Consider the following 21231-nt stretch of genomic DNA (forward strand, 5'->3'; position numbering starts at 1 on the left):
AGTTGGCGACAATCGGCCGGCCGACCTCCAGGCAATCTTTCAGGCGAAGCTGGCTCCAGACTCAGTTAGCGAGCAAGCCATCTTCCCGCAGGACGCGCTGGACCGTCAGTCGATCCCTGATACGCTCATGATTGAGATCGATGTTCGCGCTGTACACCGATTTCATCCACGCGGCGGTCCCCCATCCCGTCCACGCGAACGGGTAAGCATCGGCAATCGTGAAACTATCGCCCATCAGAAACCGCTTGCCGGTCGATCCAGCCAAATCTGCTTTCGAGCTTCGGCCTGGCGGTATCGACCCACTTTCCGGCGGCCACCGCGTAAAGCAGCGGAATGAAGCCCTTATGAATCTCGGCGCTCAGGATGTTGAGCCATTCAAGCAGCCTGTAACGCTTGATCGAATGGTGGGCGGGCGCCAGTTTCGATTCGGGCGCCTGGTCGGCAAGGTACTGGGCAATGACCGTACCCTCACGCAGAGATGTGCCGTCCTCCAGTTGCAGAAGCGGCACGTAACCCAAGTCGCATACATCGTAATAGCTTGTCCCGTCCGGCAGTAAATGCCTGCGCACGTCGACAGGGGCGACGTCGGCATTCCCTTCTCCTGCAATACAATACAGAACTACATCGTGTTTTATCGCGCAAGCGATGAAGTCGTGACGATCCTGCGTGTGAAGCACGGCCGCCAGCAGTGGCCGTGAGGTGAGAGAAGGCTCCACTACTTCCCTATTTTCCTACTTCCCGGAGCGCCCTGGGGTGGCTATAGCGGCTGTCTTCAGAGCCCGGCCCGGGAACGCCCAAAGATCACTCTCGACTAGGGTTCCGTTCCGCTGATTTGCGAACAAAATCTGTGTAGCTTTTCGAGGATGGAATCAGCGGAAGCGGTCCACATGATTGGTTTGCAGTTTTCGTTGTAGTGGGAAACGAACTGATCGATGCGCGTGATCAGTTGTTTGACCGAGCCAAACGAGTCTCTGCGGATGGCCTTGTCGGTGATCACCTTGCGCCACCCGAGCACGCGTGACGAGGCGGAATTCATCGGGTTGCCGGATCCCCGCAAAATTCATGAAATCGCGGAGATCGATCTGTAGGCGCGACGCGTGCGCGGATTATCCAGATTGGCAAACCATTCGGCTTCGGGCGGCACGTCAGCAAGCTGGTGGAGCTGCGCCGCCGTTAGCGTGCATTCACGCGTATGGCGCGACGATCTGAATGATTCTCATCGTGATTGCCGCGCGGCACGCGCGGGATCGGCTCGATGCGCTCAACCGGCGTGGGCTGTTAGCGGCAGTGTAAAAGCATCATTAGATGGCGGCGCAAAGTTGAGTAGAAACGTCAACAACAGGGGCGGTTATGGGCTGCTGTTATTGGGTGATGGCCATCAGAATGGATCGTCGATGTCGCGAGGGTGAGAATGGTCGGGAGGCGCGCGCTGTTCGTGCCCTGGTCCGTTACACGCGTATTGCGGCATATACGCGGGCACAGGAGCTCGAGGTTGATCGCGAGCGTGGCAGTGGTTGCGCGGCGGCACCCTTATTCCGACGGCGATGGGTCGACGCCGGTCATCCGCTGGTAGTAGCCGGCGAGTTCGCGCCGCACGCGCTTCCTTTCCGCCTGCACATAAATTGTGGTGGTCTGCAGTGACGCATGACCGAGCACCTGCTGCACGACGTCAAGCGGCACGTCGACGGCCGCCTGGGTGCCAAACGTATGCCGGAACGCGTGCGGGGTGGTGCCGGCCAGTTGCCGGCGCTCGTCCTCGGTGAGATCCAGCTCGGCGCGGATCTGCCGCACCGCCCAGTTGACCAGCTCGCGCAGCCCGTTGCCCGAATAGCCCACCCCACCCTGCTGATCCTGCTCTCGCTCCCGACTTCGGTCACCCTGCGCACCGGCGTGCCGGCGCTGCGCCGCCCGCGTCGCCGGGATCACCAGCGGCGCGACCAGCGGCGCCGACGGCGGCGGCGCAGCGAGATCCAGTTCGCGATCCCGCCAGTGCGCGGCCAGCGCCTCGACGCACGCGCCGCTGACCGGCACGATGCGCTGTTTGCGGCCCTTGCCGGTCACCTCCAGTTCCCAGTTCGCCGGCACCTCGCCATCGGCCGGCACGTAGCGCAGCTGCTCGCGGCGGGCGAGCGCCGCCTCGGCGTTGCGCAGACCCGAGTCGCCCATCAGCAGCAGCGCGGCGCGCGCGGCGCGCCAGCGCGTAGCGGCCGGCCCCAGACTCGCGCTACGGTCTTCGGCGAACCGGCGCACCCGGCTCCACAGGTCGGCTGGCAGCGCCCGTTCAATGCGCATCGCGTGCGCCCGCGTGACCGTCACCGGATCGCTGACCGCCTGCCACGGGTTGCCGGCCAGGTAGTGCACGTCGACGAGCCAGTCGAACGCGGCGCGCAGCGCGCGCACCGCATAGCGCTGGCTGTCCGGGCTCAGTCCGTCCGGCGCGAAGGGGCGCCAGCGTGGCGAATCGCGCCGTGTGCGGGGACCGGTAAAGGCCGCCGACGGCATCGCGAGGAAATCCTTGTACGCCTCGCAGTCGTCGACCGTGAGCGACGACAGGGCCGTGCCGCGCACCGTGACCGCCCATAACAGCAGGCGCTCGAGTTCGCGCGTGTACGCGCGCAACGCCTGCGGCCGGTCGCGGTAGCGGTGCAGCCAGGCGCGTACCGCGTCAAGGTCGTGCTGCGCCTGCAGATAGCACAGGCCCGATGCGCGGTTGAGGCCGCGCATGCCGTTTCCATGAGACCCCTCCCCGCCGGACAGCGCGTGGGGCAGCGCGACCCGCTCAAGCGGCGCCAGCTCACTGGCGCGCCCGGTGCCGGCCGGGACCAGCGCGACGCGCGCGGCGCCCGACGGTGCCTCGAGCGGATCGACGGCATCGACATCGTCAGCCACCGTGACGCCCAGCGTGCCGGCGTGCCGGCGCAGCCACGCGACCAGCACCCGCGCGCGCAGCAGGCCGATGCGCGGCACGGCCCGCCACCAGCTGCCGCCGCGGCGGTTGCAGAAGTCCACCAGTGCGCCGAGCGTCGGGATGCCCTCCCCCACCAGACGCCGGGCGACCAGCGGGCGGAACCACAGGCCGACCGGGTGCGTGGCGGCTGGCGCCGCGGCGGCCAGCCGGGATGCCTGCTCGACCATCCGCAGCGTGACGGCGGTGAGCTTCGCGCTGCCGTGGTGCCGGGTCGACGCTTTCAGGTGGTCGGCCAGGACCGACGAGCCGTGCAGGGTTGCGAGGTGCACCAGGTCATCGCGCATCGTGCGCAGGTAGCGCTCGAGCGCGTCGGCGCCCGCCGCATGCGGCGCGGTGTCCGGATCGAAGTACAGCCGTGCGATGGCCGGCAGCGGCACGCGCTGCACGAACGCGCGCAGCGCTGCGAAATCGGTGCGCGTATAGCTGCGCGGCAGGGGCAGCGTCAGCTGTTGAGGACGGTTCGCCATGTTGCGCTCCTGAGTTCCTGATACGCGCCTGCCCGACGTACGTCCGTCACGGCGCGGGGCCGGGCGCAACGGACATGGGCGGGAGGGCGGGCAAACGGGCGGTCACGCTATCGCATGACTGTCGCTCAGAAAAGGATCGCGGCGGTGTTGCGCGCGCTGTGCAGCACGTGAATGACGTCGACCCGCTCCGCGGGCTGACCGACGACGCGATAGAAAATCTGGTAATGGCCGTGCACCCGGTGCCGCACGCCGCGCGCTTCGTAGCGCGGCACGAGTGGGAACGCGAGCGGCATGTCAGCAAGGCCGAGGCAGCGCTCGCGCAGTTCCCGCACGAAGCTCACAGCCCGGGACGGATTGTCCCGGGCGATGTAATCGCCGATCGCCTCGAGTTCGGCCTCTGCAGCGGGCAGAATCCGGACGATCATGAGTCGCGCTGGTCCGTCGCCTGCCTGGCCATCGCCTGGTACTTCGCTTCGAGCCGGTCGAACACCTCGTCGGCCGGGGTGCCCCGGCCCGCGTCGGAATCGGCGAGGCCGCGTTCGATCACAGTGTCGAGCGCAGCAAGCTGCGTCTCGCGGTCCTGAATGAGCCGCACGCCTTCGCGCAGGACCTCGCTTTTCGAGCGGTAGCGCCCGGTCTCGACGAGCCGCGCGACATAGCCTTCCAGTTGCTGCCCCAGGTCAGCACTGATCATGGTGATCTCCTCACAATAGCCACGCCTCCACCCTACGCGACTTGATAACAGTTATCAAGTTGGGACGGTACGCCCCTGATTTTTGGGGCATAACGCCGTTTCCGCGTATTCTACCGATTAAATCGCATGGTGCTAATAACAGTTATCACCATTGACCGCATCAGAAAATGCACCGCACACAGGGCGACGGGGATCGCTACAGCGGCGAGTGGGGCGTGGTGAAGAGCGGTTAGCAAAGGTCTGTGACGTTGACGACCTAGGCAGATTTGTCCTGGGCAGCATGCGCCGGCGGCAGGTGGCATTGATCGACCGGGAAAAACCGGGCGGCAGGCCGGTCGATCTGGCCTCACTGGCCACGCGGCTCCCGGCCGGGTTCCCGCGCCGGCCGCGCAGCATTGAGGTTCGTCTTCGCCGATGCCTACAGGTGACGCCCAACGTCCATCCGCTGGTGCAGGACCCGGCGCCCCCGAAGCCTCGCCGGCCTTCAGGGCTTCCTGCAGGGCGCCAGCGTTTCATGCAATTCGAGCAGGCGCAGGCCGGCGCGCACGACATCGCTGACCGACCATACCGGCCGGACAGCACCTGCGCGTCAACGAACTCGGCGAAGTGGTCGTCGAAGGAAACCGATGTGTTGCGTGACATGGGTGGCCCTCTTCTCAAACGCGTCCATCGATACCAAAGTTGGGTATCGCACGGAGGGGCCACCTTGACCAAAGCGGCGTCAGCCCGGCGATCCCCCCTTTCCACGACGCGCGGCGTGTCGCACCGCCGGCGCGACGGCGCAGACGCGGTGCCCGGGTGGCAGCAGGACGGATTCCTTGGCCGCCAATACTGGTTACCACCACTGAACAGGGAAAAAAAACGGCCCGCTTCAGTTGTGTGAGCGCGGACCGGTTCGTGGCGGAGCAGCGACGGGCGGCCAGTTTGCCCGCCAGCCCCGCCGCTGCTCCGTTGGTAGTCACGGGCTGTGAGCCCGGACCACATCTACATCATAGTCGCTGTTTCGCCGGCCCGCAGGGCCGGTCCGCCAGTCATAAATGGCAGACAAGGCCGGGCCGGAAGTGCCTCCGGAATTTCTCGAAAAGCGGTGTCGCGTACGGAGGTGCCCGGCGGTACCCGTACCTCCGGTTAGCGATCCAAAGCGCTCCCAACGGAAGCCGGCAAGCGGTGGGACTGCGCAAGCCGCAGGTAGCGTACGCCCACCTTCGGATCAGTCCGGGTTGGCTGGAACAGGATTACCGCGTTTTTCCTCAGACACCAGCGCGCCGTGCGTGCGAATCAGCGCAATCAGTTCGCCAGTAGTGATTTCAAACTGGTATTCGTGCGGAACTCCGGTCTTGCGCGCGACTGATTCAACCAGTCGCACGCTTTTACCATCCTCGCTGGCGCGCAGGCCTAATGAACGGGAGAGTCGCCCCGTCTCCACTTCGTGTTGCGTCAGTAGGCTCATTCCGCCTGCCGCCCCTTTGATTGCCAGTTGTACCATATCCTTGTTGTTCCTGAATCCACTCACCTGAGAGTGGCGGATCCTACTCCTGACGACCCGTTTTCTCAAAAAATCACCACTTGGTCACTTCGGCCACAGCCGGCAGGCGACCGCTTTCCGGGCTGCACCAGTTATCTCCCGTTGGTAGGAGGTCCAGCCTGTGTCACTTCGGGGCGCGGTAAGCGCAGATCGCCTATGAAATACCACAATCAGGTGCCGGTGCCATCAGCTGGTACTGACTCCCTTGGCGATAGAACAGTCACCTTCCCGGGATGACGCTCCAGAAACGTCCAAAGTTTGGACAGGCGGTACGCTAAGCCAGGAGCTCCAGCACGAACTGCTGAATCTTCAGCCTTCGTTCTCCATCAGCACGCTGTTGGCCACCTTTCATTAAGAATTCATAGAGGTCTGTGAAAACGTGCCAACCTTTGCGCCCTCCTGTCCGTGAGATACCACAAACAGGTGCCGGTGCCATCAGCTGGTACTGGCTGCCCTAGCGACCGAAGTCACCCTGCCGGGGTGACGCTCCATAAACGTCCAAAGTTTGGACAAGCGCTACGCTAAGCCAGAAGCTCCAGCACGAACTGTTGAATCTTCAGCTTTTGTTCGTCCGTCAGCACGTTGTTGGCGACTTTCATTACGAATTCATGGGGGGTCTGTGAAAACGTGCCAACCTTTGCGCCCTGCTTCATGATATGAGTCGGTTTCTGCCGCATCCCTGAGGTAGTTGCTGCACTGTTACACAGAAAGCTCGCTAACTTCGTCTGGTCGAGCTTGCCACTCTCCAGCAGTGCCCACGCCTCCTCGAGTCTCCTGCTGATGGCTTCGTCGTCGCCCGCTTCCTTGAGGACCCTGACTATGTCCGCCGCGGCAGAACGGGAGAGGAGCTTCGGCCGGGCTGCCAACCGCTTACGGATACTGTCAGGAAGACTGGAAAACGACAGGTAACGATAGAGGTCGGATCGTTGAATACCTAGCGACTCAGCCAGCTTCGTTCGCTTGGGAAAATGTTCTTCGAGCCGTTTGATGCTCTCCCCTATCTCAAAATCCGACAGGTCTTCCCGTTCAATGTTCTCTGCAAGCGCAAGGGTTGCACTGGTGGCCTCGTCAGCTGATATGACCAGCGCTTCGATCGTTGGTCTGGTCAGAAGCTTGTGCGCACGCAGGCGCCTTTCCCCTGCTATCAACTCATACCGTTCACCCACGGCGCGTACGCTGATGGGCTGCAGCAAGCCTACCGCGCTAATGGAAACGGCCAGTTCGCGGATTTCTTCTTCTGGAAAACTGGTCCGTGGCTGATACGGATTGGGATCGATCCTGTCGAGAGGGAGCTTGATGTGCTGGCGACCGACATCGAAGTCGTCGCGATAGTTTGCTTCGCGATGGCGTTGCGTGTTTTCCTCCGCCTTCTGTGCCAGCAGTGCCTTCAGGCTCTTACTCATTTTTTCCTGCCTCCTCTGCGGCGCTGAGCTCCAGGGTCTGCGCCAGGCTGGCGGCCAGCTGACGGAACTCGCGTGCCACTTTCGAACTGCGGTCAAGCGCATGAAGGCTCTGCTGCATCACAGCGGCCTGATTCACTTTCGTACTGGTGGAGATCTTGACAGGCAGAATGTGGCCAAATGTCTTGAGAGCGGTACTTTCCAGAAGCTTGCACACCGTCTGCCGCTCGTCGTGCTTGATGAGAAGTGCTCCGAGCAGCCTTACTGACGGATTGATGCGTTTGATCTTGTCGATGTGCTTTAACAGATCGTCCGCACCGTACAGTCCGTACTGGGAGCCGGACTCGACAGGCACGATAATGTGCGTCGCACTTGCCATCGCGTTGCTTGTAAGAAGCTTGAGGCTCGGCGGGCAATCGATCAGGATAACGTCATAGATCCCATCGGCGGGCTCAAGCTTGCTACGCAGTTCTTCAGATGGCCGGGGAGTCACGTCCTTCAGTTCGTCTTCGGCTTTGCCGAGCGCGAGTGAGCCATAGATCAGCGAAACACCTTCTATGTTTGTCTCTTCATGGATAGCCCCAGGCAAGCTCGCTACGTTGGACAGCAGTAGTTCTGCACTGGTGAAATCAACCCGGCTCGGATGCGTCTTGCCAATATGAAGGCTCGCATTCGCCTGGGGATCCATGTCGACGACCAGTACCTTGAGGCCAAGACGTCCGAATTCAGCCGCCAGGTTAATGACGGTGGTTGTCTTGCCGCACCCTCCTTTGTGATTGGCGATTGCGATTACTTTTGTATGATCAAAGCTGCTCATTGTGTCCGGTATATGCGTTTTTCGTGCACGATACGCGTGGTGAGTGCCGCTGTAAAGGCCACCGTTGTAATCAGTGACAAACCCGGCCGTCGTCGTCGATATGAGGCTCATGTGATGGTATGCGGGCGGATGATTTGACACCGCATGAGAGTCGCACAGGATCAGCTCCTACGCGAAAGCGGCGAATACCTGCAGCGTTTTCGCCAGCCTCGCAGGACTTTCATCTCCTTCGCAATGGATGCCCGCTATGGAAACCGGGATAAAACCCCCTCGCAATCGCTGGAAAGGTGACGGCTCCCGATCCGCGGCACGCATTGATACCGCCAATAGCAGGCAAGCCGCTTGATTGGACCGCGAAGATGTTATCGATTGCCATCTTGGAATGCCACAACAACTGGCGTCCGCGTCCAATCTTTGGACAGTTTGCGTCCGATAGCCTAGACGTGAGTCGGCACTAATTGCGCGCAGCCTGCGAAAGGTGACAGATTGCGACCCGAGACACACCGGGCAATTCGCTGGGACCTCCTGACGGCACGAACGTGGGGCGTCCCGCGCAGGTGCAGACGACCTGAGCACAGGTGAGGGACGGCGACCTGGACACGTGGGAACAGCCAAGCGCTCTGCACCCAAGAAAACTGGCCGATTACGACGCCGCAACGGCCAAGAGCCGCCTCTTCCTTGCCTGAAAATTCCGGACGTTCGCTACTCTAGGCTGGCGCGAAACGATGCAGGGAGGTCCAACGGCTCGTGAAAGGTGACGGATGGCGACCCCATGAGGCATTGCAGCGTGACGCGTGCCGTTGGTCGACACTCTGAGACAAGCAGCAACAGATCTAGCCTGTTTGCGCGTAGGTGGTGCATCCGGTGATCCATTCGTCCAGTCTTTGACAGATCGCCTGCGACGAGGCGCATCGATACATTGTCGCAGTACGACGCTTATCGAAAGGTGACAGATTGCGACCCGGATAGCATGGGCGGGGAGGGCCGTATCGTTCCCTGCCCATGAATATTAAAAGTGACAGATTGCGGCCCACCGGCCGGCTGCTCCGACTGTTCGGCAGCTACGGGACGGATGCCAAACGCTTTTCGATGTCACTTGCATACGAAAGGTGACGGATTGCGACCCAGAGTGCATGAGCGAAGGGGCGTGGCGCTCCCTGACGGCCCATGTATATAAAAGTGACAGATTACAGCCCATTGGCCGGCTGCTTCGACTGTTCGGCGGCTACGGGACGGTGCCAAACGCTTTTCGATGTCACTTGCATACGAAAGGTGACGGATTGCGACCCGGAATGCATGAGCGGTGGTCGTGGCGCTCCCTGCTGGCCCGTGTATATTAAAAGTGACAGATTACGGCCATTGGGCCGGCTGCTCCGACCGTTCGCTAGCTACGGGACGGGCGCCAAACGCTTGTCAATGTGGCCTCCAAAACGAAAGGTGACGGATTGCGACCCGTCCGGCATCCGGTCCGTCCCGGCAGGGGTTCGTCCTTTGGACGGACGTTCTCCTTAAAACCGGACATCTGGTCCGGCTCGATGTCCCCTCGCGACGTTGCAGTCTTGGATGACACGACCAAACACCACACAATTTCATTCTGGCTTCCCAAATGTTACTCGCCAATCGTGTCCTACTTTGAAATGTCGCTAGCGCGGGGACAATTTCCGGGTAACTTTTGGAAGGAGGGAGATAGTGTTTAGCCCGGATATTTGTAAACCACCAAAGGGACAGATATGCACGTGGAGGTGTTATCTGTTCCTCTCGTCCAAACTTTGGACAAGTACTTTCGACTTCACGAACGGAAGCCTGGTATCCCGAGAGCCGGCGAAAGGTGACGGATTGCGACCCATCAGGAATCTGGTTCAGCTTGCCAGAAACGGGGCAGCTCGCCGGTAACGTTCTGCTGAACGCCTCATGTTCAAACCCATCGAACCTTAATTTCAGCGCTTGCTTTGCGGGGAGTCGTCAGGAGTGGCTTTTGGGAACCAAATATTTCTTAAGTTTCTTTATAAAACCTTTAGTAATACAGTTTGTATAACCTTTGTAAAACCTTTTGTAAACGCATGACGATAGGTCTGTGGGTCTTACCTGGCAAGGCTTTCAAGCCGGTCGTCTTTCGCGAAAGGTGACAGATTACGGTCCGGCGGTGACAAATTCCGGCCTGAAGTGGACAAATTCCGGCCCAGAGTGGACGAAATCCGGCCGAGAGGTGACATTTTCCGACCGTTATCCACAACGGTGACTTGCGGGGCTCGCGTCATCTTTCTACAATCATGACTTCATTAGGCATCGATATTTTCGTGCGGCAAGCAGGAGAAGAGAACTTGACTAACCAGCTGCAGGCCGTCCGGCCGTTGGGCAAGGACATCCCGTTGGAGGCCGCGGAACTGATTGAATCCATGGCAATTGAGCTCGGCACGTCTCCCGACGAGATACTCGAGGTTGACGGCCGGATCAAGGGGACGGTGGCAATGAGCAGGGCATTGGTTAATGCACAGCACGGCCTGTCGTTGAACGAAAAGCGCCTGATGATGACTGCGTTGCGCAGCATTGACAGCCGCAAGTCACCTTATCAGCACGGCAAGGCGGATGGATATGTCTCTGTGAGGATCAGGGCTGAAGAGTTTGCCGCGGTTGCTGCGTTGGCACCTCGCAGTGGGGAGAAACAGGCCGCCGCTGCGTATCAGGGCATGAAAGAGGCTTGCGCCAGTCTGCTGGAGCGGAAGCTGAGCTACATGGATGGAAAGAAGAGGGTGCAACTGCGGTGGGTGTGGAAAGCAACATATCACGATGGCGAAGCATGGGCCGAGATCTGTTTTTCGCCGGATCTGACGCCTCATATCTTTCTGCTGCAGCGAAAGTTCGTGAGCTATCAGCTCGATTTTGCACGTGGTTTGCAGTCAATCTATTCTTGGCGGCTTCTGGAGCTCCTGATGAGGGAAAAGGACCGCGGCGTGCTTCTGATCACCGTCGATGATTTACGCGCGGCGCTGGACGTGCCCCCGACCTATCGCTTTGCCGACATCAAGCGACGAGTGATCGACATGGCGGTCAGTGAACTGAACGAGAAGGCCGACCTGGTGATTAACTGGAAAGGCATCAAGCGCGGCCGGGCAGTCCATTCGCTCGAATTCCGGTTTATCGAAAATCCGCAGCGACGGCTGGCCATCGACATGGCTGATTAAGAGCCGGCCGGCGAATTGAGGTTACGAGTCGCGGAAGTCAAGGCACGTTGGCATTCTGGGTGTGTGCCCGTGTTGTTAGAGTAGTTGGCGGTCAGAACTGACAGGCCCGTAAGTCTGGTGGTACGCGCGCACGAGATGGTCGACCTCGATGTGGTGCCGCACTGTTTTTTGGCCGCCGGGCGTCGGATTCATTTGAGTCCGCCTATGTTGCGGCGCCGCAGTCACTGCTTTGCTCCCGATTTCACGCAGATTTCCAAGAGGCGCGCCGTAATCTGTCGATTCGATTGACGAAAGCGAGCGTCCTGCATCGCAGGCTGCGTCGCGCGGCAGAAGTTCGCAGATCCTCAGGTGGCCCTGACCAAAGTGACCGGAGGGCAAGCGTCGCGTTCTGTCCTAATCGGGTCCAGTCTCGGCAAAATTTTCCGTAGGTCATAAAGTCCTGCTGTGCATTGAGCAACAACATCCAGCAGGCGCTTAATCCATGTCATAATGATTTGCTTTTTTAAGATAACGTGTTCGGTTCCGCACCGTTTTTCGGCGATAAATACGCGCACGAATCTGATCTCGACGGGTGTCCGCTCCGTAGCGAAGGCTACTTTCGCAGATGCGACGTGCCGAGTTGTCTGAGGGGCGGAGACCAGCGTCGCCATTATGGATAGGGCTGTCGTTGATTCGCTGGGTCTCGGGGAATAAGTCTCGGAGTCCGGCGTCGCCGACATTATTCCGAAAATCTCACGGAAGTCGATCCAGTCTTTTGTATCAGGTCGATGCGCACTCATCCTTTGTTCCATTTGAACGTGATGTCGGGCGTTTGAGAATTCTTCATGTCGTCGATGTAAGGCGCGGAGTACCCGTGCCTATGCGGCCGGCGCGACGAATGATTCCGTTTTTGAACCAGCGAGTGGGCGTCTAGGACGTCGTTGATCGAGCCTCTGGGCACGCAAACAAAGCCGGCAGAATTGATAGCAGATGAACTTGATGTCAAGCTCGATGAAGAAGAAAGTTTCAGTGGCCTGCGTTCTTGCAGTTTTGTGTCTTTCGGGGTGTGCGACATATCCGGAGTGGTTGCCTGGGTCCGGAGCCAGCCGTGAGCAGGTGCAGGAGAAGCCCGATACCGGACGGATCGAAGGCATCCAGCTGGTGGACGTCAATGATGCTCTGGTAAAGAGGTTGGCGGAAAACAAGAAGCCTGAGCAATTCGCACGCGTTTTTCCGAGTGCTGCTTCCAACAATTATTTGATCGGTCCGGGCGATGTTCTGGAGGTGACGATCTGGGAGGCCCCGCCCGCCATGTTGTTCAGCAGCCTGGCACCGGCTTCGGGCTTTACAGCTAATCCATCTAATGGCGTCACCCTGCCGGCGCAAATGGTGGCGGCGGATGGCTCGATTGCTATTCCCTTTGCCAACAGGGTTGTGGTGAAGGGGCGCACGACGGAGCAGATCGAGGCGAGCATCGTCAGCCATCTCAAGGGAAAGGCGAATCAGCCTCAAGTCCTCGTTCGCGTTGCCAAGAACAATGCATCGAATGTCACCATTGTGGGCGAGGTGAATACGAGCGCCATGATGCCGCTGACGCCGAAAGGCGAGCGCCTGCTGGATGGCGTTGCATTCGCTGGCGGCCTGAAGCAGCCTGTCAGTCGTATGGCGGTTCAGCTTTCACGCGGCGATGTCACCGCCACCATGCCGCTCGACTCCGTAATTCGTGATCCGCGGCAAAACGTCATGCTGAAGCCGGGCGATGTGGTGACGGCGCTTTTCCAGCCGTTGAGTTTTTCGGTTCTCGGTGCGACGGGTAAGAATGACGAGATCCCGTTCGAGGCTCAAGGTATTTCACTCGCTCAGGCGCTTGCCCGTTCGGGCGGACTCAACGATAGCCGTGCGGATGCGCGAGGCGTATTCGTATTCCGGTTCGAAGATGCCAAGCTGTTCGATGGCAAGGATCAGCCCGTCATGTCGACGAACGGGACCGTTCCTGTTGTGTACGAGATTGACCTGCGCGATCCCGCCGCGTTCTTCGTGACGCAGAATTTCCCGATTCAGAATCATGACGTGATCTATGTCACGAACTCGCCGGGAGCTGAATTCAAGAAGTTCTTGTCCTTCGTCGTGATGGTGGCGTCGCCGACTGCGACAATCAATCGTGAACTAAGTAATTGACCATGACGGAGAGCGTTCGTACACCGCTTGAAGTCACGGTTTCAGTGTGGCGCGCCATGTTCTTGCGTGAGGCGCTCGATCGGTTGTTCGAAGCGCGGGCCGCATGGCTGTGGCTATTGGTCGAACCAATTATTTACATCTCGGTTCACGCGTTTGGATTGGAGACGTTCCACGTCCATCAGGTTGGTGGAATGTCGATAAACATGTGGATCATCGCGGGATTCGTTGGGTTCCTGCTCTGGCGCCGCACCTGGACACAGGTATTGCATGGAATTGACTGCAACCGGGCGTTTTTCGCCTATCGGCAGGTCAAGCCATTCGATGTTGCCATCGTAAGAGCAGTCCTTGAGTTGTTCCTGATGCTTCCGATATCCATCATTATCGTTGCGCTTGCCATCCTCGCTGGCCATGCGATGACGCGGGACCTGCTGAATCCGGCATGGCTTCCAGCGGACCCTCTGCTTGTGATGGCGACTACCGTTGGCCTGTGGTTGCTCGGACTAGGGCTGGGACTCGTTACTTCGGCGGCAATGCATTTCGTCCCCGAACTGGACCATGTTTTCAAGCTCCTTTATCTGCCGCTCTATTACGTATCGGGAGCATTACTCCCAATTGCACTCTATGTGCCTGCGCCGTACCAATATTTCTTTGTGGCCAACCCCGTCGTCAATGGGCTTGAACTGATGAGGCAAGGGTTCTTGCCGTCTTATCACGCCCTCGAGGGGGTGAGCCTTGGTTACCTATACGCGTGGGCGTTGGGACTGATACTCGTTGGTCTGACACTGTACAGGCGCTTCTCCCGAAAACTGGTGATGCGGTGATACTTATTGAGAACGTGCATAAACGCTACACGACAGAGCACGGAGCGGGAAAGTGGGTGCTTCGCGGCATAACGATGACTATTCCGACAAGGCGAAGTGTCGCCCTCATAGGACACAACGGTGCGGGAAAATCCACTCTGTTGCGGATCATCGGTGGCATTGATTTTCCGACAAAAGGCAACGTAGAGAGACGATGCCGCGTTTCTTGGCCTATGGGCGGAGGTGGTCTGGAAGGCACGCTGACCGGGCGACAAAACGCAAAGTTTGTTTGCCGAGTGCATGGCCACCAAGATGAACTGCTGGATCGCCTGTCTTTTATTCAAGACTTCGCTGAGCTCGGCGACGCGTTCGACGAGCCGGTGCAGACATACTCTTCCGGGATGAGATCGCGTTTGCAATTCGCCTTGTCGTTGGCATTCGATTTTGACGTCTATATCTCTGATGAATTGACCGCCGCAGGTGATGCGAAATTCAGGAAAAAGGCGGCTGACTCATTCAAAGGTATGGCAAGTCAAGCCAGTGTAATCATGGTGTCCCATGACGAAGGCACGCTGAAGCAATTCTGTCAGTCGGCAATCTGGATCGACGACGGCCAGGCGCGTTGGTTCGATGATCTCGACGAAGCGTTGAAGGCATACAAGAACAAACTTTTCTCATGAAAGAACCATCGTCAATTCAAAGCTGGCGCACAGCTAACAGGCTTGTCTCGGCTTACGAGAACGCAAAGAAGACGCTCCTTTCGGTTCGAGTCTTCAGGCTTATCGTCCGTCTAATCGTCATCTATGCAATCCTTTCTATACCGTATTGGTTGGTGGTGGCTTCCGACCGCTATGTGTCGCAGGCAACCGTCATCATTCAGAGGACGGACCAGGTGAACGGTGCGAGCGTGATGCTGCCGGCGATGGTTTCTGCTGCCGGCGGAGCCAACGGTGCCGACCAGCTTTTACTGCGTGAGTATCTTCTTTCAGAGGACATGCTCGGGGAACTCGATGCCGCACTGGACCTGCGCTCGCATTACAGCGACCGGCACCGGGATCCCATTTCGCGCATGTGGTTCAAGAACGCGCCAATGGAATGGTTTTACCAATATTGGCTCTCTCGCATCGACGTCGAATACGATGACTACAGTGGCGTACTGCGTATTCGCGCTCAAGCCTATGATCCGAAAATCGCGCAGGCGATCGTCAATCTGATGGTTCAGAAAGGTGAGGCGCATATGAACGAGATCGGTCACAAGCTAGCCCAGTCGCAGGTGGACTTCCTGTCGAAGCAAGTAACGTTCGCGCATGATCGCTTCTTGGAAACAACTCAAAGGTTGATTGCTTTCCAGAACGATAAAGGTCTGGCTGCACCGCAGGCGACGGCGGAAAGTATCAATACTCTGATAGACAAGCTCGAGACGCAGAAAACCGACGTGCAGACTCAACTCGCGTCTCTGCCTCCCAATCTGAGCCCCACTCAGCCCACGGTTGCGATGCTGCGAAAGAATCTCAACGCACTAGTACAGCAAATTGCTCAGAAACGCGCTGAATTGGCGTCCCCAAATAGAAGGACGCTCAACTACACGGTCGACGAGTTTCAACGCCTGCAACTGCAGGTCACGTTCGCGCAGGACTTGTACAAGACAGCGCTTTCCGCTCTGGAACAAGGTCGGATGGACGCTGCCCGCACCCTCAAGATTGTTTCAGCCCTGCAGACGCCCACGAAACCTGACTATCCGCAAGAGCCGGCGCGGTCCTATAACGCCTTCGTCACCCTACTCATGGCTCTCGCATTGATAGGCGTGGTGAAACTGCTGGAAAGTATCATTCTTGATCACGTGGACTGAGATCAAAGGAAAAAAAAGGGGCGTTGATTGTGGTCGGCACGCGTGTGGGGCCGATAAGAACGGTTCCGTTCGCGAGTGTGCTGTAGTGGGAAGATGGGATTGGATCGGAAGTCTGGGCGATGGCATAAAGGCAGCAGGTGCTCGACTCGATGCCTGGATTTTCTCACCTGCCTTTTGTTCACGATCCGGATAGTACGGCACGGATTGCAAAATCTTGGTGAAGACGAGGTTGCCCTTCTCAATAGGGGCGATATTTGGTGAGCGAATGTTCAATACGATTTCAATCGTAGGTCTCGGGTACATAGGTTTGCCTACTGCCGCACTCTTCGCTTCGCGCAAGTTGCGAGTGATTGGCGTGGACGTTTCGCCGCATGTCGTCGATATCATTAATTGTGGGGATATCCATATTGTCGAACCCGAACTGGATATCCTGGTGCATGCAGCGGTCGGGGCCGGATATTTGCGAGCGACGACATGTGTCGAACCGGCCGACGCCTTCATCATTGCAGTACCGACGCCGTTGACGTCCGAGAATAGGCCCGATCTGAGTTGCATCGAATCGGCAGCCAAGGCGATTGCTCCCGTGTTGAAGAAGGGCAATCTGGTCATTCTGGAATCTACCTCTCCTGTCGGCACAACCGAGATGATGGAGGACTGGCTGGCTGCGATTCGGCCAGATCTTAGCTTTCCGCATCAGGTTGGCGATGCCGCCGATATCCGGATTGCTCACTGTCCAGAACGCGTTCTTCCAGGGCGGATCGTGCACGAGCTCGTCGTCAATGATCGCGTCATTGGCGGGCTGACTCGACGGTGTTCTGAGGCTGCGGCTGCGCTCTACAAGCTCTTCGTGCAGGGGAACTGCGTCGTCACAGATGTACGCACCGCTGAAATGTGCAAGTTGGCTGAGAACAGTTTTCGCGACGTCAATATCGCGTTCGCCAACGAACTTTCCATGATTTGCGATCAGGAAGGGATCGATGTCTGGGAACTGATCAGGCTAGCTAACCGGCATCCCCGCGTGGAAATCCTCCAGCCAAGCTGTGGGGTGGGAGGACACTGTATTGCCGTCGATCCCTGGTTCATCGTGGAGAGGTCACCGGAGGACGCAAAGCTGATCCGTGCGGCGCGCAATGTCAACGATACGAAGTCTGACTGGGTCATTCGCAAGGTCGAGCAGGCCATAGTAGAAATATCCAAGTCGGATGTTGCAATCGCAGATATATGCGTTGCTTGTCTGGGAACAACATACAAAGCGGATGTCGACGATCTGCGCGAAAGTCCCGCACTCAAGATCACGACAAGCCTCGCGAAGCGCCATGCAGGAAAGGTCATCGCTGTCGAGCCTAATCTTCGGGCTTGGCCTGATGACATGGAGGGCGGCCCTGCGACGCTTGTTGCGCTCGACGAGGCAATCGCTCAAGCGCACGTTTTAGTCCTGCTTGTTGACCATGCCGAATTCAAGAATGTGAAGCCCGAGCTCAGCAGCAGACAAACGCTCATCGACACCCGCGGGATCTGGAAAAGAACGAAATGACAAAGGACCTGAATAACCACCCTGAGCTTGAGTTGAGTCTCCAGGAGTTGGGAGAAGAAAACGAACTGCTGCTCCATCACCTCCATCAAGTTCAGGAAGAACTTGAGTATCGCTATCTGCAAAACCTGACGGGTGAAAGGGCTCTGTCAGTACGCTCGCACAATAGTCTTGCGCTAGCCAAAGGGTGGATGGATGACGAGTTGCCTAACGTTCTGGCGGAGAACCGACGCTTGCGCGCTTTGGTGGACATTCAGCGACGCGTCCATCGGCTCGAAGCGCAGAACGCGCTGAACGCCAAGCTGGGAAATCTCCTGATTCAAGCGGTGGATTCGCCAAAAACGGTCTTAGCCGTGTTTGGGAAGATCTGGAAAATCTGGCGAACCTACAGGCATCAGACCCCACCCGATTCACTGGGCGGCAAGGAATTTGGAAAGGCAATTGCAGCGTACAGCGATGGCGGCTTCGATGCGGTAAGGAAGTTGATGGCCGCAGGTGCGATCTCTCCCGTTATGCAGGCAAACTGCTACACGGCTCTGGCCAGACATTTGATGAAGAGTGATCGCGCCAATGCGGCTGAAGCGGCGCGCCGAGCTCTCGCATTGGATCCGAAGCCATATCGATTGAAGTGGCTTGCGTTCCGACTTCATGAGGCTGGCGATGTTGTTGAGGCAGAAGCCATACTCGCGGTCTTGCCGTCGAGTACACAGTTCAGCGACTCAGAAAGTCGACAGGTCGGTCAGTTGAGCCGTCAGGCGAAGGAGGCACGTCAGCGCGAAGCCAAGCGGGAAACGAGTTTCTCCGAGCGTCGTGCGGAGGTTGAGAGCCAGTTGAGCCGGTTGGCGCAAGAATGCAATCAGCAATCGCAGCTTGTGATCGAACATTGCCGGACGATCGAATCCCTGAAGCGGGCCAATGCCCAATTGGAACAGAAGACGTTGGTGCTGACAGGGCGGAGTGATGAAGCTACCCGGGAGACGGCGGAGCGTCTCCGTGAAATTGAGGAATTGAAGCAGGATAAGGCGCAGTTGGAGCAGGCGAATCTAGTGCTGGTGGATCGCCAGGACGGCGCTACGATGAGCATCACCGAACTAACGCGAGAACTTGAAGATCTGCAGCGGGTGACAGACCGGCTGGAACAGGAAAAGCTTGAACTCGCTGGGTGGGGTGAGAAGGTCGCCAGGCAGATGCAAGAAGGGGCGCAACAGGTGGAGGCCCTGAGTCAGGCCAATTCTCAACTGGAACAACACAATCTGGCCCTTGTAGCGCAGTGCGAAGAAGCAGCCGAACGGACGGACGAATGCTTGCGTGAAATCGAAGCGCTGACGCAGGCAAAAGTGCATCTGGAGCAGGAGAAGCGGTTGCTGACGAGGCAGAACGATGACGCCGCCAAGCGGTTGACGGAACGCACACAAGAGTTCGAAACGCTGAAGCTTACGACGACTCAACTGGAACAACATCAGTTGGCGATGGCGGCCCGGTACGACGAAGCCGTCAAGCTTCTCGCTGAGCATGCGCAGGGCGCACAAGTTCTGAAGCAGAGCAACGCGAAACTGGAAGAGGAAAAGCTCGCGCTGATGGGACGGTGTGAGGAAGTTGCAAAGCGCTTGACTGAGCGCACTCAAGACTTGCTGGTTCTGAATCAGGCCAAGGCGAAACTGAGCGAGGAAAAGCTGGCGCTCGCTGGTCGGTATGCCGAAGCGACCAGGCAAGTGGTCGCACGTACTCACGAAATTCAGAACCTCACGCAGGCAAAGGCGCAAGTCGAAGACGAAAAGCTGACGCTCCAAGGGTGGCATGACGAGTCCAGCAAGCGGGCGGCAGAGCATCTCCAGAAAGTCGATGCGTTGCAACAACAGATTCAGAGCCTTCAGGTCTGCGATGCTGAAATGGAGCAGCGCCAGCAACTAGTGCAAGAGGAAATGGTTCGAGCCGAGGCTCAACTCGACATGATTAAGGGCATGATGCTTCGAGAACCAGAACTATGAGAAAGGTGCGGGCGAAGTTTCGTCACGAGGCATCGTCTAATAGACTCGTTCAGCCTGTGACTGTCGTCGAGATCGCATCCGAGCCTTCCGTTGTCCCCTACGACGAGAGCTTGCTCGATCAAGCGCGCACGCAATGGCAGTTCGGTGACTGGCGAAGCCTCGCACAACTCGAGCACGGCGTCTTGCAATATCACCCGGAACGCGCCAACCTCGCTCTACTGGCTGCGGCCGGTCGACTACAAATCGGCCATATTGAGGAAGCCACGCAATTCATCCGATACGCCAGTAATTGGGGCGTTAGTACGAAGCTGGTTTGCCAGATCCTCGTCGCAGGCGTTTATAACAGCCTGGGTCGCGCCGCGTTGCTTGCTGGCAACGTACCGCGAGCGCTCGAACACTTCGAATCTGCCATAGATATCGGGATGCCGGATACCGACAGGAGGCTGTTAGCCCAGGCGCGCATCAATCAGCAGTGTAGCGAGCTCGGCATGCCGCCCGTTCCTTTCGAAAGTGGGCTTGATCGCGCTCGTCCTGTGAAGGCATCTCGAGATTCGCACCGGGGCTTTGGTGTTGTGCAACTCGCAGAAGTCAAGCTTGGCGACGCATGGGCTGGCAACACGATCAATACAGTCATCTTCCGTCACCACGGCATTGTCACTCATCAAGGGAAGCAGACCACTGCTTTCTATGTGGACGCAAATACCCTGCGCGTGGTGCAACGCAACCTGGAGACTAATGATGTCCGCGTTCATGACATCATCGGCGAGTACAACCTTTACGATGCCCACAACAGCATAAGTCTCGCGTTCGATCGCGCAAACCATCTGCACATCTGCTACGACCATCACGCAACCCAACTTCGATATCGCCGTAGTCTTCGGCCGAACGATATTACGGGCTGGGCCGATGAATCGCCTATGACGGGGAAGCTGGAAGAGAAGGTGACGTATCCGACGTTCATTCAGCCGCATCACAATTTTCCGCTTACGTTGCTTTATCGCGATGGCGTACACAACAAGGGTAACGCACACTTCAAAACCTATGACGAAGCGTCCAGAAGTTGGACGGACCGTCCGTCGCCAATTCTTAGCGGCAGCGACTCGAATCCTTGGACCAGTAACGCCTATTGGAACCATCCGGCCATCGGTCACGATGGCAGTCTGCATCTGAGTTTCGTCTGGCGCACCAGTCCGCTGGGTGATGAACAACGCATCAACAACGTCAATGTCGGCTATGCCTTCTCCACGGATAATGGGATTAGTTGGTTAACCTCGAAAGGCCGCAGCTACCAGCTTCCTATCACGCAGGTGAATGTCGAGACAGTGCATCCGGTCTCGCCTGGCAGCAATCTCATTAACCAGTGCAGTATGGCGCTCGACAGCCAGAATCGACCGCATATCGTCTTTTACGCTGATGACCCGGACGGTATTCCACAATATCAGCACCTGCGCTTCGACGGAAAACAGTGGCATCATAAGACGGTGTTGCAACGTACTGATCCCTTCACGCTTAAAGGAGCGGGGACTCTACAGATTCCGATAAGTCGCCCGGAGATTGTCCTTGATGGACATGACAATGCCTACCTGATTACCCGCGGAGATCACAGCCAGGGGCGAATGACTGTGACGATGCTGCCGGCGCCGGATTACATGTGGTCCACCGAAAACACGAAAATCATCTGGGATGAGGATCTCGCGTTCGCCGAGCCAGTCATCGACCGAGTACGCTGGGAACAAGAATATGTACTCAGTTTGTTGCTGCAGCACAATCAACAACCGGATCATGACATTGGTCATCAGTCGATGCTTCGCCCGGTCACATTGCTTGACATCCAATTTCTTCCGAAACGCTGA

15 protein-coding genes and 3 pseudogenes are annotated in these 21231 nt (G+C 58.0%); 9 read left to right on the top strand and 9 right to left on the bottom strand.

Annotated features, from left to right (window positions below; translation table 11 throughout):
- Nucleotides 1-61 precede the first annotated feature (61 nt).
- Nucleotides 62-647 (bottom strand): annotated as a pseudogene (locus BLW71_RS42565) (glutathione S-transferase family protein).
- Nucleotides 648-811: 164 nt separating this feature from the next.
- Nucleotides 812-997, bottom strand: a pseudogene (locus BLW71_RS42570) (IS630 family transposase); the annotation flags it as partial.
- On the opposite strand from BLW71_RS42570, the gene BLW71_RS43040 reads away from it, so the two are divergent.
- The gene (locus BLW71_RS43040) at nucleotides 933-1088 is read left to right on the top strand and encodes a hypothetical protein (RefSeq protein WP_177205219.1); all 156 of its coding nucleotides are present in this window, start codon (nucleotides 933-935) and stop codon (nucleotides 1086-1088) included. The pseudogene BLW71_RS42570 and the gene BLW71_RS43040 sit on opposite strands and share 65 nt — an antisense overlap.
- A 442-nt stretch (nucleotides 1089-1530) precedes the next feature.
- Here the strand turns inward: BLW71_RS43040 and BLW71_RS37880 are convergent, their stop codons facing one another.
- The 7 genes and pseudogenes from BLW71_RS37880 to BLW71_RS37910 all read right to left on the bottom strand — a co-directional run bounded on the left by BLW71_RS37880 (nucleotide 1531) and on the right by BLW71_RS37910 (nucleotide 7982).
- Nucleotides 1531-3435 carry a site-specific integrase gene (locus BLW71_RS37880; protein ID WP_091809557.1) on the bottom strand — a complete coding sequence of 635 codons (1905 nt, stop codon included), beginning with the start codon at nucleotides 3433-3435 and terminating at the stop codon, nucleotides 1531-1533.
- A gap of 125 nt (nucleotides 3436-3560) precedes the next feature.
- Complete coding sequence (locus BLW71_RS37885) at nucleotides 3561-3860, bottom strand: type II toxin-antitoxin system RelE/ParE family toxin (protein WP_091809559.1); 300 nt, start codon at nucleotides 3858-3860, stop codon at nucleotides 3561-3563.
- Nucleotides 3857-4129, bottom strand: coding sequence for a type II toxin-antitoxin system ParD family antitoxin (locus tag BLW71_RS37890; protein WP_091809561.1), 273 nt, complete (start codon nucleotides 4127-4129; stop codon nucleotides 3857-3859). Before BLW71_RS37890 ends, BLW71_RS37885 begins: the two co-directional genes overlap by 4 nt.
- Nucleotides 4130-4581: 452 nt before the next feature.
- Nucleotides 4582-4771 (bottom strand): annotated as a pseudogene (locus BLW71_RS42575) (type II toxin-antitoxin system ParD family antitoxin); the annotation flags it as partial.
- Between the two features lie 568 nt (nucleotides 4772-5339).
- A complete protein-coding gene (locus tag BLW71_RS37900) occupies nucleotides 5340-5615 on the bottom strand; it encodes a hypothetical protein (RefSeq protein ID WP_502686870.1) in 276 nt (91 codons plus the stop codon).
- Nucleotides 5616-6175: 560 nt separating this feature from the next.
- A complete protein-coding gene (locus BLW71_RS37905; RefSeq protein WP_091809563.1) occupies nucleotides 6176-7057 on the bottom strand; it encodes a ParB/RepB/Spo0J family partition protein in 882 nt (293 codons plus the stop codon).
- Nucleotides 7050-7982: a ParA family protein gene (locus BLW71_RS37910; RefSeq protein ID WP_218157157.1), complete on the bottom strand. Its 933-nt coding sequence runs from the start codon at nucleotides 7980-7982 to the stop codon at nucleotides 7050-7052. The genes BLW71_RS37905 and BLW71_RS37910 overlap by 8 nt, the downstream gene beginning before the upstream one ends.
- Nucleotides 7983-10192: 2210 nt before the next feature.
- Here BLW71_RS37910 and BLW71_RS37915 point away from each other — a divergent pair.
- The 8 genes from BLW71_RS37915 (at nucleotide 10193) to BLW71_RS37955 (ending at nucleotide 21231) form a co-directional block, all read left to right on the top strand.
- A complete protein-coding gene (locus BLW71_RS37915) occupies nucleotides 10193-11053 on the top strand; it encodes a replication initiation protein (RefSeq protein WP_286162252.1) in 861 nt (286 codons plus the stop codon).
- 990 nt (nucleotides 11054-12043) lie between these two features.
- Entirely contained in the window at nucleotides 12044-13210 is a 1167-nt protein-coding gene (locus BLW71_RS37925; protein ID WP_286162253.1) for a polysaccharide biosynthesis/export family protein, read from the top strand.
- A 2-nt stretch (nucleotides 13211-13212) separates the two neighbouring features.
- The gene (locus BLW71_RS37930) at nucleotides 13213-14031 is read left to right on the top strand and encodes an ABC transporter permease (protein ID WP_091809572.1); all 819 of its coding nucleotides are present in this window, start codon (nucleotides 13213-13215) and stop codon (nucleotides 14029-14031) included.
- Nucleotides 14028-14690 carry an ABC transporter ATP-binding protein gene (locus BLW71_RS37935; RefSeq protein WP_091809574.1) on the top strand — a complete coding sequence of 221 codons (663 nt, stop codon included), beginning with the start codon at nucleotides 14028-14030 and terminating at the stop codon, nucleotides 14688-14690. The genes BLW71_RS37930 and BLW71_RS37935 overlap by 4 nt, the downstream gene beginning before the upstream one ends.
- Nucleotides 14687-15859, top strand: a complete 1173-nt coding sequence (locus BLW71_RS37940) for a KpsE/RkpR family capsule polysaccharide export protein (protein ID WP_286162254.1) — start codon at nucleotides 14687-14689, stop codon at nucleotides 15857-15859. Before BLW71_RS37935 ends, BLW71_RS37940 begins: the two co-directional genes overlap by 4 nt.
- 265 nt (nucleotides 15860-16124) lie before the next feature.
- The gene (wecC, locus tag BLW71_RS37945; protein ID WP_091809697.1) at nucleotides 16125-17393 is read left to right on the top strand and encodes a UDP-N-acetyl-D-mannosamine dehydrogenase; all 1269 of its coding nucleotides are present in this window, start codon (nucleotides 16125-16127) and stop codon (nucleotides 17391-17393) included.
- Nucleotides 17390-19378 carry a coiled-coil domain-containing protein gene (locus BLW71_RS37950; protein ID WP_091809576.1) on the top strand — a complete coding sequence of 663 codons (1989 nt, stop codon included), beginning with the start codon at nucleotides 17390-17392 and terminating at the stop codon, nucleotides 19376-19378. The genes wecC and BLW71_RS37950 overlap by 4 nt, the downstream gene beginning before the upstream one ends.
- 56 nt (nucleotides 19379-19434) lie before the next feature.
- Nucleotides 19435-21231, top strand: a complete 1797-nt coding sequence (locus BLW71_RS37955) for a BNR repeat-containing protein (RefSeq protein ID WP_177205220.1) — start codon at nucleotides 19435-19437, stop codon at nucleotides 21229-21231.

It is taken from the genome of Burkholderia sp. WP9, assembly GCF_900104795.1.
Classification (GTDB): domain Bacteria; phylum Pseudomonadota; class Gammaproteobacteria; order Burkholderiales; family Burkholderiaceae; genus Paraburkholderia.